The organism is Streptomyces sp. NPDC001156, assembly GCF_053598275.1.
Map to the genome: position 1 here is coordinate 1 of NZ_JBSFJX010000185.1, position 16,218 is coordinate 16,218.

At 68.9% G+C, this 16,218-nt stretch carries 13 protein-coding genes and 3 pseudogenes; 8 read left to right on the forward strand and 8 right to left on the reverse strand.

All coding sequences use genetic code 11. The annotated features are described in order from the left end of the window. Positions 1 to 491: 491 nt before the first annotated feature. Positions 492 to 1,988: a restriction endonuclease gene (locus ACWDA7_RS41470; RefSeq protein WP_450611838.1), complete on the reverse strand. Its 1,497-nt coding sequence runs from the start codon at positions 1,986 to 1,988 to the stop codon at positions 492 to 494. Positions 1,989 to 2,515: 527 nt separating this feature from the next. Between ACWDA7_RS41470 and ACWDA7_RS41475 the strand changes: the two genes are divergently transcribed. From ACWDA7_RS41475 to ACWDA7_RS41485, 3 genes are all read left to right on the forward strand, one after another. Then, positions 2,516 to 2,920, forward strand: a complete 405-nt coding sequence (locus ACWDA7_RS41475) for a DinB/UmuC family translesion DNA polymerase (RefSeq protein ID WP_450611840.1) — start codon at positions 2,516 to 2,518, stop codon at positions 2,918 to 2,920. Positions 2,921 to 3,055: 135 nt separating this feature from the next. Further along, complete coding sequence (locus ACWDA7_RS41480; protein WP_450611842.1) at positions 3,056 to 3,742, forward strand: hypothetical protein; 687 nt, start codon at positions 3,056 to 3,058, stop codon at positions 3,740 to 3,742. A gap of 666 nt (positions 3,743 to 4,408) precedes the next feature. Further along, complete coding sequence (locus ACWDA7_RS41485; protein ID WP_450611844.1) at positions 4,409 to 5,173, forward strand: hypothetical protein; 765 nt, start codon at positions 4,409 to 4,411, stop codon at positions 5,171 to 5,173. A gap of 156 nt (positions 5,174 to 5,329) precedes the next feature. On the opposite strand, the gene ACWDA7_RS41490 is transcribed toward ACWDA7_RS41485, so the two are convergent. The 5 genes and pseudogenes from ACWDA7_RS41490 to ACWDA7_RS41510 all read right to left on the reverse strand — a co-directional run bounded on the left by ACWDA7_RS41490 (position 5,330) and on the right by ACWDA7_RS41510 (position 11,741). Next, positions 5,330 to 6,262: an SPFH domain-containing protein gene (locus tag ACWDA7_RS41490; protein ID WP_450611846.1), complete on the reverse strand. Its 933-nt coding sequence runs from the start codon at positions 6,260 to 6,262 to the stop codon at positions 5,330 to 5,332. Positions 6,263 to 6,449: 187 nt separating this feature from the next. Then, positions 6,450 to 9,599 carry a HEAT repeat domain-containing protein gene (locus ACWDA7_RS41495; RefSeq protein WP_450611848.1) on the reverse strand — a complete coding sequence of 1,050 codons (3,150 nt, stop codon included), beginning with the start codon at positions 9,597 to 9,599 and terminating at the stop codon, positions 6,450 to 6,452. Between the two features lie 90 nt (positions 9,600 to 9,689). After that, positions 9,690 to 9,818: pseudogene (locus ACWDA7_RS41500) on the reverse strand (IS5/IS1182 family transposase); the annotation flags it as partial. A gap of 25 nt (positions 9,819 to 9,843) precedes the next feature. Continuing rightward, on the reverse strand, positions 9,844 to 10,494 hold the full coding sequence (locus ACWDA7_RS41505) for a response regulator transcription factor (RefSeq protein WP_450611850.1): 651 nt from the start codon (positions 10,492 to 10,494) through the stop codon (positions 9,844 to 9,846). Next, positions 10,482 to 11,741: a histidine kinase gene (locus ACWDA7_RS41510; RefSeq protein WP_450611852.1), complete on the reverse strand. Its 1,260-nt coding sequence runs from the start codon at positions 11,739 to 11,741 to the stop codon at positions 10,482 to 10,484. Before ACWDA7_RS41510 ends, ACWDA7_RS41505 begins: the two co-directional genes overlap by 13 nt. Positions 11,742 to 11,876: 135 nt before the next feature. Between ACWDA7_RS41510 and ACWDA7_RS41515 the strand changes: the two genes are divergently transcribed. The 4 genes and pseudogenes from ACWDA7_RS41515 to ACWDA7_RS41530 all read left to right on the forward strand — a co-directional run. Further along, a complete protein-coding gene (locus ACWDA7_RS41515; protein WP_450611853.1) occupies positions 11,877 to 12,392 on the forward strand; it encodes a hypothetical protein in 516 nt (171 codons plus the stop codon). Between the two features lie 66 nt (positions 12,393 to 12,458). Then, the gene (locus ACWDA7_RS41520) at positions 12,459 to 13,175 is read left to right on the forward strand and encodes a class I SAM-dependent methyltransferase (RefSeq protein WP_450611855.1); all 717 of its coding nucleotides are present in this window, start codon (positions 12,459 to 12,461) and stop codon (positions 13,173 to 13,175) included. Positions 13,176 to 13,581: 406 nt separating this feature from the next. Next, complete coding sequence (locus ACWDA7_RS41525; RefSeq protein WP_450611857.1) at positions 13,582 to 13,821, forward strand: hypothetical protein; 240 nt, start codon at positions 13,582 to 13,584, stop codon at positions 13,819 to 13,821. A gap of 86 nt (positions 13,822 to 13,907) precedes the next feature. After that, positions 13,908 to 14,084: pseudogene (locus tag ACWDA7_RS41530) on the forward strand (transposase); the annotation flags it as partial. 31 nt (positions 14,085 to 14,115) lie between these two features. On the opposite strand, the gene ACWDA7_RS41535 reads toward ACWDA7_RS41530, so the two are convergent. Then, positions 14,116 to 14,907: a hypothetical protein gene (locus ACWDA7_RS41535; RefSeq protein WP_450611859.1), complete on the reverse strand. Its 792-nt coding sequence runs from the start codon at positions 14,905 to 14,907 to the stop codon at positions 14,116 to 14,118. Between the two features lie 312 nt (positions 14,908 to 15,219). After that, the gene (locus tag ACWDA7_RS41540; RefSeq protein WP_450611860.1) at positions 15,220 to 15,519 is read right to left on the reverse strand and encodes a hypothetical protein; all 300 of its coding nucleotides are present in this window, start codon (positions 15,517 to 15,519) and stop codon (positions 15,220 to 15,222) included. Positions 15,520 to 15,848: 329 nt separating this feature from the next. Here ACWDA7_RS41540 and ACWDA7_RS41545 point away from each other — a divergent pair. Next, positions 15,849 to 16,218 (forward strand): annotated as a pseudogene (locus tag ACWDA7_RS41545) (hypothetical protein); the annotation flags it as partial.

The following is a 16,218-nucleotide window of genomic DNA, read 5'->3' on the forward strand; positions in this document are numbered from 1 at the left end:
TTCTGGGGTGGGACGCGGGTGAGAGAGCTGCGGTACCGGTTGCCTTCCGAGGCTGCTCACCGCCGTCTTGGGCGGTGGTCCTTGTGCCCGCGGATCTCGACGTTGCAGTCCGAGACCTTCGAGTAGTCCCCGCCCGCTGCGGACTCGTCCGGGTGTGTCAATTTTTAACGGCTGATCTTGGTTGTTGAGGTGTCAGTTGTTGCTCGGGGTCAGGCGGCCCTCGAAGGCGATCTGTAACGCGTTCAGGGGTGCCTTCCAGCGCATGGTCCACCGCTTGCGGCCTGTCCCGCTCGGAAATAGGATTCCGGATCTGGCCTGCAGCTTCTCAGCGCGGGGCGATGGCCTCCACGGCGCCTGGGAAGATCCTCCGCCCCCGTCACCGTCAGCTGTGCTTTCCCCCGGCGCACCCTCGACGGCACCGAAGTCCGCGCCGCCCTGCTCGATCTGGTCGTTGGTGGACCGGGTGGTGTCGTGTGGTGTCGTTGATTTGGTCAGCGGAGGTCGCGGGGGTGCCAGCCGGCGGGGAGTTTGGGGAGTCCGATGAGGGCGTCGATGTTGAGGTGTTCTTGGAGGAGGGCTTTGAGGCCTCGGCCGTCGATGAGTTCCATGCGGCCGGTGCGCTGGGCGAATTCTTTGCTGGCGGTGCCGAACCAGGAGGTGGTGACGAGAATGCCTTTGGCGGCTGCTTTGTCGTGCATGACGCCGGCCAGGGCGCGGATGGCTTCGGTGGGGACGACGTTCTTGTAGCGCTTGGCCTGGATGATGCACAGTCCGCCGATGATGGGGTCTTCGTTGGTGGCGACCGCGTCGATGCCGTCGTCGCGGGAGGCCTGGGTGACCCAGGTCTTGAGGCCGATTGCCTCGAACAGGCGGCGCACCAGGTGCTCGAATTCCGAGGGGTCCAGGGCGATCAGGTCGGGGCGGCTGTCGAGGCCGGCAACGACGTCGATCTCCTCGATGAACTTGTACTTGCTCAGGTCGAACGTCACCACGGGCCGGACGGGCTCGAGGTCGTAGGGGTGCTGGGAGACGATCGCGTTCAGATGGCGCAGGCACAGCACCGGGTCGAGCTCGGGCTCGTCCAGTACGAGCTCGTCGAAGGTGCCGCGTTCGGTGCGGACGCTGACCAGGCACGGGCGGATGTCCTTGCCGGTGGCCCGGTCCTTGGCTTGCACGTGTCCGTTGAACGCCACTGAGCTGACCAGGGCAGGCGGGGTCACGGCGAGGACCTCGTCCACAGCGCGTAGCGCGAGGCGGGCGACGAGCTGCTTGTACAGCTCCTTGGTGTCCGCTTCCTTCCGCGGCTGCGGTACCACCGCCGGCGGGTCGGCCGCCTTGTACCGGTAGCCGGTCGCGGACGGGATCACGTCCTGCCCGGGCAGGTCCACATCCACCATCAGCTCACCGGATTCGGGCGCATACGCCAGCCGCCACGCCCGGCGTAGCCCCGGCGGATACTCGCACTCGGCCAGCACGTCCTCTACCGCCTCCACGAAGGCCGTCGCCCCTCCGGCCAGTGCCTGCTCCACAGCCTCACGGTGATCACGCGGGCCGGGCGAGCGGTCCATGAGTACTCGGTGCAACGCTGCCTGGCGCGCCTGCACCTCGTCGGTCCGCTGCTGTGCTTCGGCCTTCATCTGTTCGACCTGCTCCTGCTTGGCCAGCCGCGCCGCCTGCTGCACCCGCCGGGCCTGCTCCTTCTTCTTCTGCTCGGCCTCTCTCTCCCGCGCCGCCTGCCGGCGGGCCAGATCCCGCTCGACCTGCTCCACCTTCTGCTTGCGCTCCGCGTCCTGACGCTTCTTCTCCCGCTGCGCCGCCGCCCACCGCTGCGCCTGCTCGCGCTCCTGCTTGGCCGCGTCCCTCTCCTTGCGCAGGCGCTCTTGTTCCGCGGCCCGGGCCCTGCGGGCCTCTTCCTGCTGCAGCCGTTTTTCCTCGGCAGCCTTGGCTTTCTTCGCTTCCTGGTAGGCCTGCAGCAACTGAGTAGTCAAGGACTTATTGCGAGCCACGGCGCCCCCCTCAGACCCGTCGTGTCACCTGCTGTGAAGCCATGCCCGTCCCACAAGAACAACAACCCCGGCATCGCGCTCGTAGAGGCCCGTGGCGATTGAACGTTGCCGGTGGCCGGCCGGCTCTCCGAGTGAGTGAGGCAGGCCGCAGCGGGCAGTCGCCCAGGCCGCAGGCTGATGTCCCGCGAGGCGGCGCGGCGGGCGTGGGAGATCGCCGCCCGCATCCCCGCCAAGGACTGGCCGCATTGCCCGGATGAACCTAGACAGGGGGCCGCACCCGAGGTTCGGGTGCGGCCCTGACGCGTTCCGATGCCTCAACCTTTCCCCGCCACTTTCAGGAAGGCATAAAGCCGTCGCGATGCGCAGGGATGCCCGTACGGGTGAAGGTAGGGACCGGCTGCCAACGGGGGCATCCCCCGGGGCGACGAGGTCAGCCCTCTGACCCTTCGGGATGTAGCGATTCTCTGTGGCCGCGGGAGGCGGATTGTGCGGCGGCGACGATCTTGTGTGTGAGCGCTCCAGTGAGCGCCGCTCTACTCGATCTGGTTGTCCAGCTCGGACACCTGCTGCGCCACCGTGGCCAGGTAGCCCGCGCGCTGACGCTGACACTGCGGTTCGCCGGCGGACCCTCGTGGGACAAGCCCCGCCGCCTGCCCGAGGTCACCGCACACGAAGAGGACTTGCGCGTCATGGCGTACCGGCTGATTGATGCCGCGGGCCTGCCACGCGGCCGCCTGACCGGTCTGGTTCTCAAGGCCGAGGATCTGGCAGACGCCGGCCAGATCGCCCAGCAGATCAGCCTGGACCGCCCCCGCCAAGCACGCCTGGTCGCCGAAGAGGTCAGCGACCGCATCCGCGACAAGTTCGCCCCCGGTGTCATCGGCCCGGCCGCCTCATTCCGCCACGCATCATGACTGTTCTCTGCAGGTCAGGCGGCGGCTTGTGGGGGCGACTGAACTGCTCGCGGACCGAGGCCTTTCGTCCGGCGCCTTGATCAGCTTGAGGTTGACGGCTTGGCCTATGCGGGTGGGTACGAGTTCAATGGCCCGGTGACCACGCCGACACCCTCGCCCCCGCGTTCCACCCGGGAGACGATCGCGGGCCAGATCCCGTTGGACGACGTCCTGGCACACCTACGCGCACGCAGACCGGCGTTCCACTCCGAAGCCGATCTACAGCATGGCTTCGCCAGGGCATTGTGGGAGGCGGCGCCAGACGTACGGTCCCGCCTGGAGGTGCCACGGCGCGGGCCCGACCGGACCGAATACCTGGACCTGCTGTGCCTGGGACCGGTAGGCCGAACGGCGATCGAATTCAAGTACGTCACCCGACGGTGGACAGGCCTGGCCGGGACACCCTCCGAGGAGTACGACCTGCGCAACCACGGCGCGCCGGACCTGGCGCGGCGGGACTTCGTGCGCGACGTGGCGAGACTGGAACGCTTCTGCGACCGAGAGGACCAGAACGGCCTGGCGCTGCTCGTGACGAACGACGTGTCCTTGTGGCAGCCCCAGCCGCCCGGCCGGGCGCGAACGAGGGACGACGACTTCAGAATCCATGAGGGGCGCACACTGAGCGGCACGCTCCTGTGGGCCGGCGGTGCGTACACCCCCAACACCTGCGTGCTGCGGGGCGCGTACCCTCTTGTCTGGCGCCCGTATGCCGAGCTGGGGGGCGTAGGAGGCGAGTTCCGCTGCCTTGCGGTCTTCGTGAGCCCGACGGCGAGCGAGGCGTGAACAAGGAGGGCACGCGGCCGGTCGGATCCGGCTAGCGTGGAAGCATGACGATGGCGGACGAGTGGCCCGACTTCCCAGGGGATCTGGATCCCGGGAGCGTGTCCTTCCGTGAGGGGCGTTGTACCTGGCACGGCAGAAACTGCGATGAGGCGCCGACCAAAGTTGTGCGCACGCGGGATGGCCGCCGGTGGGCGGCATGCGCGCGAGCAGTGCGAAAGATCGCCGACGATCGAGAAGCCTCTGCGTGACACCGCACCATCCGGTGGGCCTGGGTAGCACTTCAGCAGCTCTGGACGGCAGCCTGATGCTCACCACTGCGGCGGCGCAGCGGCGCAGCCGATCGGGTATCGCCGCCTTGGCCCTTCACCTTCGTCGGCCCCACCAGCATGTATGCCCTCATGGAGGCCACCAGCCTCGTCGCCTGCCACCGCCGCGGCACCTTCGGCCTGCACGCCTGACGGTGCCCGCGGTCCAGGCCGGGCCGGCCTGGACCGGCGCGCCACGGGCACTGGGCCGCTGGCACTCATCTTCTTCCCCGGGCAACATCCCTCGGCAAAGATGCCAAGGCTGCAGCTGTCGGCCCCGCTGACCACGAGACTTCGGCCGGTCCTTCGAGTCGGCTGACGCAAGCAGCTGGCTGGGTGCGGTAGTTCAGGGGGTGGGACGATGGATGCGCTGACGGTGGTGTCCGCGCTCGTGGCGCTGGTCGGCGCGGCGACGACGGCGGGGCTCGGTTACTGGGCGCAGCGGCGCCTGCGGTTGGTTGAGCGACAGAACCTGATGGATTCCTACGGCGCCTCGCTGGCCTGGGCTGCGTACGACTTGCAGGCAAGGTTGTATAACGTTCTGTACGGCCACGAGGTCGATCTCTCATCGGGGCCTTCTCGCGGCTTCCTGACTTCTTTCCACCTTCAAGGCACCCTGGAGGAGCGGGAGTACGTGCGCCGCAGCACGGTGTTCGTGCTTGCCGAGTACTTGGGGTGGGTGGAGATCCTGCGGCCCGATATTCAGTTCCTCGACCTCGGGCAGTCACGGGCCAGCCAGCGCGCCGTGACGGTGATCTCAACCATCGGTGCGGTGCTGAACCGTACTTCTGCAGCCAGCAACGTTCTGCGTCTGTGGCGTGCTGAGCAGCGGGCCGTCGGCGAGCTGATGGTGCATCCCGAGGGTCAACCAGGCCAGCGCAGGTGCCTGGGTTACGCCGAATTCTGCGAGAAGCTTGATGGTGACGAGGCCTTCCGGCGGTGGTTCGCCCCGCTCCTCGCGGACGTCGACCGGCTCGCACAGGACACGGCGCCGGCTGTGCCCCGGCTTGCCGAACTCCAACAGAAGCTCATCGCTTTGATCGACGTGTTGGACCCAAAGGCCGAGCGGTTCCCGCAGTTCCGTGAAGTGGCCGGGGCAGCAAGGAGCGTCAGACCGGCGGGCTGAGGTGCTTGATCGCAGTTCGACGTGGGGTCGGGTGCGGCTGGGCGTGCTGGTTGGCGGCACTCGTCTCCGCCAACCAGAGGCAAACAGACCGTGACGGTACGCTTCCCCGACGAATGCGGGCCGCGTCGCACGGTTCGCCGGTGATGGTCTTGGGCCCTACAGCCCAAGGGCGCGTCGTAGCTGTTCGATCAGAGTCTCGATCTGCTCTCCGAGGGCCGTGGTGGCTGTCAGACCGGCGGTGATCTGCGTGGCTGCACGCCGCAGACGACCGATGTTCGGTGACCGGTCCTCGTTCTGGGCACTCTGCACTTCGTCCTCGAAGTCTTCTGCCCAGGTGATAATGGCCGGGTCGACATCCTTAGAGGAGGAAGCCTGTGCCCGCACCAGGCTCACCAGGGCGGCCGCCAGGTGTAGCACCTGGTCGGCAGGCAGACCCTGGACGCTGCGCGCGTCCAGGCTGTTGAAGTCTCCGAGTTGGGCATTGCCGGTGATGTGAGTGTCGCCGAATCGGCTCATGTGGTTGTGCACCTCCATGGCGTTGATGACGATCCCGGGGCGGGGGGCTTGGGCTCCGCGGTCGGAGGTGACGGGGACGTCGCCGAACATCAGGCCGAACCAGTGGACGGTCAGCCCCCAGTCGACGGCTGCTTCCTGTAGATGCTGCTCGATTCGAATGCGGAGCTCCTCGACTGCAGCAGTCGCGAAGTCGCCGTTCAGGCCGCGCAGACCCTGGACGATCTCATGGCGCATCACCTGGTCGAGGGCCTGGATGTAGCTGGCGATGCCGTACGTGGCGGTATAGGGGTCGCTCACCTGATAGTGCACCATCGCATTGAGGCGCAACTCGTCGTCGTCCGCGCCTGTCTCGACGAAGACAGGAATCGGCACGGTCTGGCGCCGCAGGTCGATGCGATTGCGGATGGTGTCGATGTAGGGGTCTATGCGGTGCAGCCCGGATTCCAGCGTCCTCGAGTAGCGCCCGAACCGTTCGACGATCGCTGCCGAGCCTTCAGGGATGACCTGCACAGAACGGAACGTGTACACGCCCAACCCCACGCCGCTCGCAGCACCGACGACTCCCGCCAGCAATCCCTGTCTCACAGCTCCCCCGGCCTTCTGGGCTCGCACTGCTAGCCAGTTGCCCCGCGGCGACAGCATCCCACGAGTCACCGCTCGTCGGCTGCGCGGCAGCGCAGCTGCCGCCGAGACCGGGTCCGGCGCACCTGTGGATGAGGAGGCACTGACCGGCCTGGAGCCGGTGAGGGACTGGTCCTGCTCATGGGATCTGCGCGGCGGCTTGGCGGACGCGTGCGCTGTTGTCGGTGCGGAGTCGTTCGGTGATGGCCTCGTACTTGAGGCGTTCGTCTGGGGGGAATTCAGCGAGGGTGTGGGCCAGGCAGTGGCGGACGCCGGTGTTGGAGTCCTCGGCGAAGATGCGTGCCAGAGAAGGATCCCGGTGATCGGCGCGGCCCCAGCAGATCACGGCAGTCTGCCGCACGAACTGTGAGGGGTGGGTGGCCATCAGGGACGTCGGCGCGGGGGCCAGGCGGTCGAGTGCGAGCATGGTCCGTGCCTGCAGCCAGCCGTGGCCTCGTTTTTGTTCGGGATGGGTCAGCAGTGGGAGCAGGCGCTGTTCGACGTGGATGGCTTGCTCGGCGGTGGTGGCGAAGACGGCGGTGGCGTGCAGGATCTCTGCGGACAGACGCCAGTCTGCTCCAGTATTGATCTTCATGCGGCTCAGGGGGTGCTGGGTGCGTCGGTCGAAGGCGTCGGCCGGGTGCTCTCCAGGATCTTGGTACAGGCCCATGAGCCGTTCGAACATGTCATCTCGCACGGGCGCCGGCAGGGTTTCAGCGAGGATGGACAGCGCGTGAACGGCGTCGGAGCGTCGGTCGGCCGTGTCGTTGCGGTCTTCAGCCCACAGCAGCAGGTGTGCTGCGACGCGTTCACGCAAGAGTCTGGTCGGCTCGCCTGTGCCCACGGTGCTCTGGTCGTCGGAGCACGCCATGAGGAATTCCGCGCACTGCCGCGCGACGGAGCCCATGAAATAGAAGGAGCGGACGGTCCCCACCGGTTCGGCCAGAACGGTGTAGGCCAGCTCCCGCGCGGTCTCGGCGACAGACGGGTCGTCCACCCGCCAGTTGGCCAAGAGGGCCACGGCCCCGCGGTGTCCCTCCTGCGCTCGTTCGCGTACCACTGGCACGGCCGCCGACAGGTGGGCATGGAGGCCGGCAAGCAGACCGTCAGCGCCTTTTATGTCGAGCTTCCATGCATCCAGCAAGGCTTGGACGGCCCGGTCTGCTACGGGCAGTTCGGCCTTGATGCAGGCACCGAGGAAGGCCAGCATCTGCTCATCGGTGTACCGGTAGGTGTTCGGCTCTCTGGGAATCCATTCGACCAACAAGGGCAGGACCTGTTGCGCTGACTCCGCCGGCAGCCGCTCATTGAGTGCTCCAAGCGCTCCGAGAGCCTGCATGACTGGATGGATGCCCGTCAGCCCCGACTGCGGGCCCGTGATGATGTCCGTCAAGCGGGCGGCGATGCTCGCGACGGCGTCATCAGGAATAAGGTCTGCCTGTTGGCCGATCACCGCTGCCGCTGTGCTGCATACCCACCGTGCTCTCACCTCCAAGAGGTCGCGTACATCGAGGAACTCGGGAACCGATTCGGCGGCGGAGTGCGCGTCCCTCCTGCGGCCGGCAAGGACGAAGCGATGCACGGCGCGCTTCCTTTCGCCGGCGCGGTTGAAGACTTCGCCGTAGCGCTGGTGGGCGAGGATCTCGTCGGTCAGTGCACCGGAGATCCGGTCCTGCCACAGCCACTGGTGCGAGGCTCGTAAGGCGTCCGGCAGTTTGTCGTCGACCAGGGCTTCCAGCGCGCTGACGGCCGGGTTGAAAGAGAGGTCGATGAGTCGCGCGCCCTTGGCGCCGACCGTGCGGGCCGAGAGCATGGCCTGGGACGATTCCCTGAATCCGACGTTGTACTGATCGGACAGAAAAGAGATGGACCGCAGGGCGTGCCGGGCGTCGCCTCCCAGGCCCTCTCGGGTAGCGGCCAGTACAGCGCGCCGGTAGGCCTCGATGGCTTCGCTTCCGAGGTCTGCAAGGGCCAGGGCGCGTCCGCGGCGCATGTGCACCAAGACCGCGAACCGTTCCGGTATGCGACCGCCCAGAGCGCGCCGGTCGAGGTCGGCATAGGCCTCTTCCGGGCTCTGTCCGGCTCGTACGGCCAGGTCCGCCAGACAGCACTCCAAGCGAATCCGCAGAAGCCCTGTCTGAGAGGTGACAACCTGGGAAGCCAGATCAGACAGCCTTGCCGGATGATCGTCGGGGTCTTCGTCGACAACGATCTGCTCGATTACCGCCAGCACCAAGCGGGGTGCCAAGGGCTCGCCCACGTGCACTACAGCCACAAGCGCGGTGGTCACCGGCGCGAGGTCATATCCGTACTCGAACCAGTCCGCCAGCGCCTTCAAGACCACGTAGATGTCGGGTGCCGTGCCGCCAGCGTCAGAAGCCAGCCGCTCCAGGCGCTCATCCACGAACATGCGATCGCCGGCCTCGTACCGGTCAAGCATCAACTTAGCTGCGACGGTGAATGCCGCGTCGGCCTGTCCCGCGGACGCCAGCAGGTCGCGCTGCCGAGTGCGTAGCTGGCCGGCATGCCCGGTAAACGAGGCCTGTTCAAGTTCATGCGCCAATTCTCCGAAGAGCTCGGCAGCCGGCCCTGGCTCCGTCCCCGCGAGTTGCTGAGCGCGGTGCAGGGCGTCCGCTAGGCCCAGGTGCTCGAGCGGGTCGTTCAACAGCGCGTAGCCATGCGGCAGGGACGGAACCGGAGGCGTCTCCGCCCCGCAGAATGCCTTGGCCCACTCTGGACCGAAGACGCCAGCGACAAGGTACGGGCGTTCCCGCAGGAACCGGGAAAGAGCGCGTGCGTCGTACAGATCAATCTCTATGTCGCCCTGGTACTTCTCCTGCAGGGCGACAAGCTCGTCTTCCACGGCAGTGTCATCGACGACGCACCCCGTTGCCAGGACAAAACGCACCGCCTCGAACCGTCGCTCGGACCATCCCTTATCAGGGGTCGTAGTGCGGGGTAGGCCGGTGAAGTCGGTGACGGCCGCACGGAGTGCGGGCGCCTGCAGGGAGAGTATCCTGCGCGCCTGGTAGACGTGCGTCTGCCCTTTCCGCCTGCCGATGAGGTCGAGTCCGCCCTGGTCCTGTCCGGATCGGCCGTAGCCGCGGATGTCGTTCATCCCGTCGACAAGCCACATGACCTCGCCGACCACGCGCTCGAACACAGCCGGGGACAGCTCGCCGAAGGGTAACGCCTCGGGGGCAGAAAGGGGCGGGCTGAGGGGGAGCTGACTCCGCCGACTGACAAGCGCACTGAGACGGATTTCCTCCAAGGGCAGCTCAGTAGCCATCCTGCACTCCTTGCTCGCTGCCGACCTGCAGCGCTTGCTCGCCTCAGGCACGGATGTTATCTGCAAGTGAGTTAGGCGGTTTCGTTTGGATCACCTGGCTGACCAGAGGAAGATGCTCGCAACGTGGAGTCCGGCCAGGTAGATGGCTGCTGTCTTCTCGTAGCGGGTGGCGATGCCTCGCCACTGTTTCAAGCGGTTGATGCAGCGTTCGACCGTGTTGTGGGCATGGGGGCGTGATCGCGCACTATGCGGTCGCAACGCCCAGGAAGCGCAGCACCGCTAGGACGCGGCGGTGGTCGGCGTCGGCCTTGGGCAGGTCGAGCTTGGTGAAGATGCTGTTGATGTGCTTGGCGACCGCGCTCTCGCTCACGACCAGCTCGGCGGCGACGCCGGAGTTGGACCGGCCGCCCGCCATCAGCTCCAGCACCTCCCGCTCGCGCGGCGTCAGCCGGTCGAGCGGATCGCTGTGCCGGCGCACCAGCAGCTGCGCGACGACCTGCGAGTCGAGCGCGGTGCCGCCGGCCGCCACCCGGCGTACCGCCTCGGCGAACTCCTCGACGTCGGCGACCCGCTGCTTGAGCAGATAGCCGACGCCCGAGGTGTTGGCGGCGAGCAGATCGGCCGCGTACCGCTCCTCCACGTACTGCGACAGCAGGAGCACGGCGGTACGCGGGTACTGGCGGCGGATCACCAGCGCGGCGCGCACTCCCTCGTCGGTGAAGCCGGGCGGCATGCGCACGTCGACCACGGCGATGTCGGGACGGTGCTCCTCGACGGCCGCTAGCAGCCCTTCTGCGTCGGCGACTTGCGCGCACATCTCGAAGCCGGCCACCTCCAGCACCTTGACCACGCCGATGCGCAGCAAGAGGGAATCCTCGGCGATCACGGCGCGCACGGCAGCTCCACGGTGATGACGGTCGGGCCCCCGGCGGGGCTGCGGCAGGAAAACGTGCCGTCGACGGACGCGACGCGCTTGGCGAGCCCGGCGAGCCCGGTGCCACCGCCGGCCGCCGCGAGATCCGCGCCGCCCGCGCCGTCGTCCGCGACGACCACCAGCAGTGTCTCCCCGATCCGCTCCACGGTCACGTCCGCCCGGGTCGCCTGGGCGTGTTTGACCACGTTCGTCAGGGCTTCGGAGACCACGAAGTACGCGACGGCCTCGACCGTGGGTGAGGGGCGCTGCGGCAGGTCCACCGCCACGTGCACCGGGATCGGGAGGCGGGCGGCGACCCCGGACAGCGCGGCGTCGAGGCCGCGGTCCTCAAGGACGGCCGGATGCAGACCGCGCACCAGGCTGTTCAGCTCGGCGATCGCCTCCTTCGCCTCGCGGTGCGCCTCGTCGATCACCTTGCGGGCGTCCTCCGGCAGGTCGCCGAGGGTGGACCTGGCCAGGCCCAGGTTGACGGCGAGTGAGACGAGGCGCTGCTGCGCGCCGTCGTGCAGGTCGCGCTCGATCCGCCGCCGCTCGGCGTCGGCGGCGTCGAGCACACCGGCCCGGCTCTCGGCGAGGTCGGCTACCCGGCGGGCCAGCTTCTCCGTTCGGCTGGGGCCGAGCAGGACCTCGGCCGCCCGGGTCTCCAGCCGCACCAGAGCGCCGGTCAGCCGGGGCCCGAGGAACAGCAGGGCGAGACCGCCGGCGGTGATGTACGCGGCCTGCGTGGTGTACCCGACGTCGGTGACCCGCCACTGCGGGGGCAGCGCCCAGATCCACACGTAGATGGAGGCGGCCACGAGAGCGACGGCCCAGACGGCGAGGACGGCGAGGTCCAGGACGGCGAACAGCGGACCCGCCACGGCGTGGTAGCAGACCTGCCGCCACAAGGCCCGCGTGGTCAGCCGGCGCACCGCCGACTTCCAGTTGCGTCCCGGCCCGGGTACGGCGGGGCGCGGGAGGTCCTTGCCGACGAGCGCCCGGTAGCGCCGCCGCTGCCCGACGGTCAGCAGGGGTGTCACCACGAGCGTGAGCAGCACGGGCAGCGGAGTCACGGCCGGCACCAACGCCGCCATCGTGCCGACCAGCCAGAGCCACAGTGGCACCACGGCGAGGTGGAGCGGCAGGCCGGCGGCGACGAGCGCGGTCCGGTGTCCCGCCCTGCGGAACGGCCGGCCCAGCACCAGCTGCAGCCACGTCGTGAGTTGCATGCGTCAAACGGTAAAGCCGCAGGCCATCCCCATGCCATGACGCTCCCGCCCGGTTCGGGGGTGCACTTATCTCCACCCCGGGTCGGAACCCTGCGTGACTGACGGCGCCCCAGTGCACGCCGGAGGCTGGAACACGTGAAGGGGACAGCCGACGGAGAGCGGGGGAAGAGGATGCGTCAACTGGCGTTGTGCGATGAGGAAGTGGCCAGCCCAGAGGACTTCGGCCGCACCGAGGTCATCCCGCTCCACGAAGAGGCGGAGGAGCCGCGCCCGGCGCGGGGCATGCGGCGGGCCGGGTGGCTGCTGGTCGCCTGCGGGCTCGCCCTGCTGCCGTGGCTGTACGTGCTGGCCACCGGCCTGCCGGCCACCGCGACCGCGGCGCACTGGCCGGTCGCCTGGGTCGGGCTCGACGCGCTGGAGGCGCTCGGCCTGATCGCCACCGGCCTCCTCGCCGCCCGCGGCGACCGGCGGCACGCCCTGGCAGCCGCCGCGACCGCGACGCTGCTTGTGGTGGACGCCTGGTTCGACGCCACGACCGCGGCCCCGGGCGGCGACTTCGCCACCGCGGTCGCCATGGCGCTCGGCGCCGAGCTGCCGCTCGCCGCGCTGTGCGGCCGGCTGGCGCTGCGGGCGCTGAGCCGGCACGCGTGACGCCGACCGCCCGACCGCATACCACGAACAACGATCACGAACCGAATCGATCCACCGGAGAACACCATGCACCGCATCACCACCGCCCCCGTCGCCCCGATCCCGGCCCGGACCCGCTGGGCGGTCGCCGCCGGCGCGGGCGCCGCGTTGGCCGCCGCCTGGTGGCTGGGCGACACGGCGCCCTATCCGTACGCCCAACGCGGCCTCCTCGACGTGCCGTTGCCGTTCCTGACAGCCGACCGGATGGACGCCGTACTGCAACCGCGGCCGGGGGAGCGGATCCTGGAGATCGGCCCGGGGACGGGCCTGCAGTCGCTGCACGTCGCCCCGCAGCTCGGGCCGGAGGGACGGCTCGATGTGCTCGACATCCAGCAGGAGATGCTCGACCACGTGATGTGCCGCGCCGAGCGCGACGGCCTGGCGACGATCAGGCCCACCCGCTCGGACGCACGTGAACTGCCCTACGCCGACGGGACATTCGACGCCGTATACGCCGTGACCGCGCTCGGCGAGATCCCCGAGCCGGATCGGGTACTGCGCGAGGCGGCACGGGTGCTGGCACCAGGCGGGCGGCTGGTGATCGGCGAGTTCTTCGACCGGCACTGGATCCCCTTCGGCCGGCTGCACCGGCTCGCCGAGGCCGCCGGCCTCCACCTGACCGAGCGCCGCGGCCCAAGCCCGGCATACCTCGCCCGCTTCCGACCCTGCGGAGCCGACGCGCCCGTTCGCCAGGGCGAGCGCCTCGCCCACAGCGACCGGGAAAGCGACGACGGGGAAGCGTGAGCACCGCACGCAGGGACCGCGATCACCGAGCTGAACAACCTGGCGCGCGGTAGGCCGCTCCAGGAGGCGAGGGGGCTCCGCCCCAACCGCGGCCAGCCACGAAAACCGCGGCGCCCCCGCAAGGTGGGAGGGGAGTCCTGCGGCTTCTGCTGCGTGATTCCGGTCTCCGATCGTGCTGGGTCCTCTCCGGCAGCAAGCCCGGGCGGCGGCGATAAGGCGGGTGCGTCCAGCAGCCCCGCGGAGTTCTGCGAGCGGGCCTGTGGTGGTGCAGTGCCGACTGGCCCATTCCGCGCGGTTTTCGGCGGTGCTACCCAGCCACAGGTGAGCGGGGCTGGTGTAGGCGGCTTCTTCTGGATCAAGGTGGGGGTGAGTGATGACGGCGGTTCTGGGGTGGCACCCTGGAGCGATGCGACCTGGGACCGACGTCACCGAGAACGGCCTGCGGCATCTGCTCAATGAGTGGGATCCGATCGGCGTCGCTGACGCGGTGCAGGACGAGTACGACTGCATGCTCGTCCCTCTCCTTCAGCGGCTCCGGGGGGCGCCGACCAGGCGGAGATCGGTGAGTTCCTGCGGCATGAGCTGGAAGACCCCTTCGGTCTCACCCCTCTTCCGTCAGAGCCGGAAGCGATGGCTGCCCGGGTGATGTCCTGGTGGACAGCTGCCGGGAAAACCGATGGCACCGGCTGCGTGTAGTCGCTCCCTTCGGATCGTCTGCTCGTTTGTCCTGGTGTGCCGTTGACTGACGCGCAGTGGGCGCGGATCGAGCCGTTGCTTCCGGACCGGACACCGAAGCGGGGTGGCCGGTGGCGGGACCACCGAGAGGTGATCGACGCCATCGCCTGGAAGTTTCAGACCGGGGCACAGTGGGTGCAGCTGCCGGAGAAGTACGGCAACTGGCGGGGGGTCTACAACCGGCTGCTGCTCTCTGCACCTGGGGTCACCGGCGATGGCTGGCACCCCACGCGAAGGCCAGGTCGTCCAGCAGGAAGTCCTCCAGCTCTGCGTCCCACACCCCATCCAGGAGGAGCGGGGCGGTCTCGAACCGCTCGCACAGCACCAGGCTCTCGGGCTGGCCGACCAGGGCGTACCGGCCGTGTTCGGCGGGCGTGCTGCCTGGCCCGTACGCGCGCAGCATCTCCTCCAGGCGCTCGCGGTGCCGGTCGGCGAACGCTTCCAGCCGCTGTACATAGCCGGCGCGCTCGCCCTCCCGTACGGCGCTGAGGGCGACGGCCAGGATCTCCTGGGAGGCCTTGGGAACGAGGAAGTGGCCCGGGTCCGTCAAGGCCCACGTGAACCGCTGAGTCACCGCCAGGATCTCCTTCGCATCGAGCGTCGGGGTCGGCGCCGACACCTCGCTCTGGGGTACGCGGGGGACCGGCTGCCGGAGATGGGTGAGCAGCTGGGCGTTGGACTCGGCACGCCCGCGCTGGGCGGCGGCGGTGTCGGCGATGCGCAGCAGGTAGCTCGCGACCGCCCGCACGCCCTTGAACCAGCCGTCCTCGAAGGCCTGCTCCGAACCGGCGGGGGGGCTGCTCTCGGACACCCAGGTGTGCGCCCCGGCCACCGCCCCGGCCTCCAGTTGCGAGACGAGCTGGTCCGCCTGCGCTGTAGGGACGCCGGCCTCGGCGAGCGCCTCGAACACCGTGATGCGCGCGGTCACCGCGTCGCTCTGGTGCCAGCTGATGCGGGTCAGCTCGTCCATGTGCGGGTCGTGTTGCTCGGTGCTCATGCTGCTCCTCCCTTGTCCTGTGTGTTTCGGTGGTTGCCCCAGTCCGGGTCGCGTACGGGGGCTGGCGCCCGCGTCTTGGTGGCCGGGGTGCGCAGGATGCGCCAGCTGGTGCGGAGTCTGATGGTCTGCGGGGGAGTGTCAGTTGAACTTCGTCATCTGAGCGTCAGTGGTGCAGGCGCGGCGACCTGGTCGTTGGCGCTGACGGGTGATGCTCACCCGTTGCTGGCATGAGTGACGAAAGACCATGTCATTCCCACGCCGACCGCCAGCCTGGCAGCACGGCAGGTGCCGCGCTCGTACAGGCATCGTGTTTCACTCGTTGTGGGGGTCCTGTTGCGGCAGGGGTGCGGTTGGGGCACGCTGCGCGGCAGCCCGGAGTTCGATGTCCACGATGGCGTTCGCGATCCCTTCCTTGCGCCACTTCTCGGGACGTTCGTCGTGCGACAGGCCGCCCTCGTAGGCCATGCTCAGCAGGGTGTCCTTGGTGTGGTAGCGCACCAGTTCGTTGACGCGGTGCATCCGCGCGATGCGGGCGATGTTGGCCTGGCGCTCTTCCTCGGACCGGGCCGGTTTGCTGGAGCGGGGAAGCGCATGGGCCAGACACCCGCCCACCGCAGGGACGTGCCGGCGGGCTGTGACGACGTGTCCTCGTCCTTGTCGGCGGTGTGCGGGGCCGTGGTGTCGTCCTGGTCGTCCGGAATTTGTGCGTCCGGTGGGGCGGGCTGGACGGGCTCGTCGTGGGCCGGTGCCGGACCGCTGGTCGGGCCCGGCACCGGCGCGGATGTCTGGGGCGGGGGAGCGTCGCGGCCGGCACGGAGCGCGGTGAGGGCGGCGCGCTGCTCCGGGGTGAGCTTGTCCCACCGTGTGGGGCTCGTAAAGTCATCGCTGCAGGTGGGAGCTCGTGTGCAAGATCCCTCGACGGTGGCTGGGATGCTGCACCAGTGATCATCTCGCTGCTGTACCGGGCCACCCGGGCGTTGCTGTCCGTGCCTGCGGTCCTACTGCGCCGGGACACGGCCAAGGACGCCGAACTGCTGGTGCTGCGGCACGAGAACGCGGTGCTGCGACGGCAACTCGCCGGTCCGGTCCGCTACGAGCCCGCGGACCGGTTCTGGCTGGCCGCGCTGTCGTCGCTGATACCGCGCCAGCGCTGGAGCTGTGTCTTCCCGGTCACGCCGGGGACGCTGCTGGCCTGGCACCGCAGGCTGATCGCCAGGAAGTGGGACTACGCCGACCGACGCCGCACCGGCCGCCCTCCCACGGCCGCCGCGCTCAAGAAGCTGGTTCTGCGTCTGGCAAAGGAGAACCCGC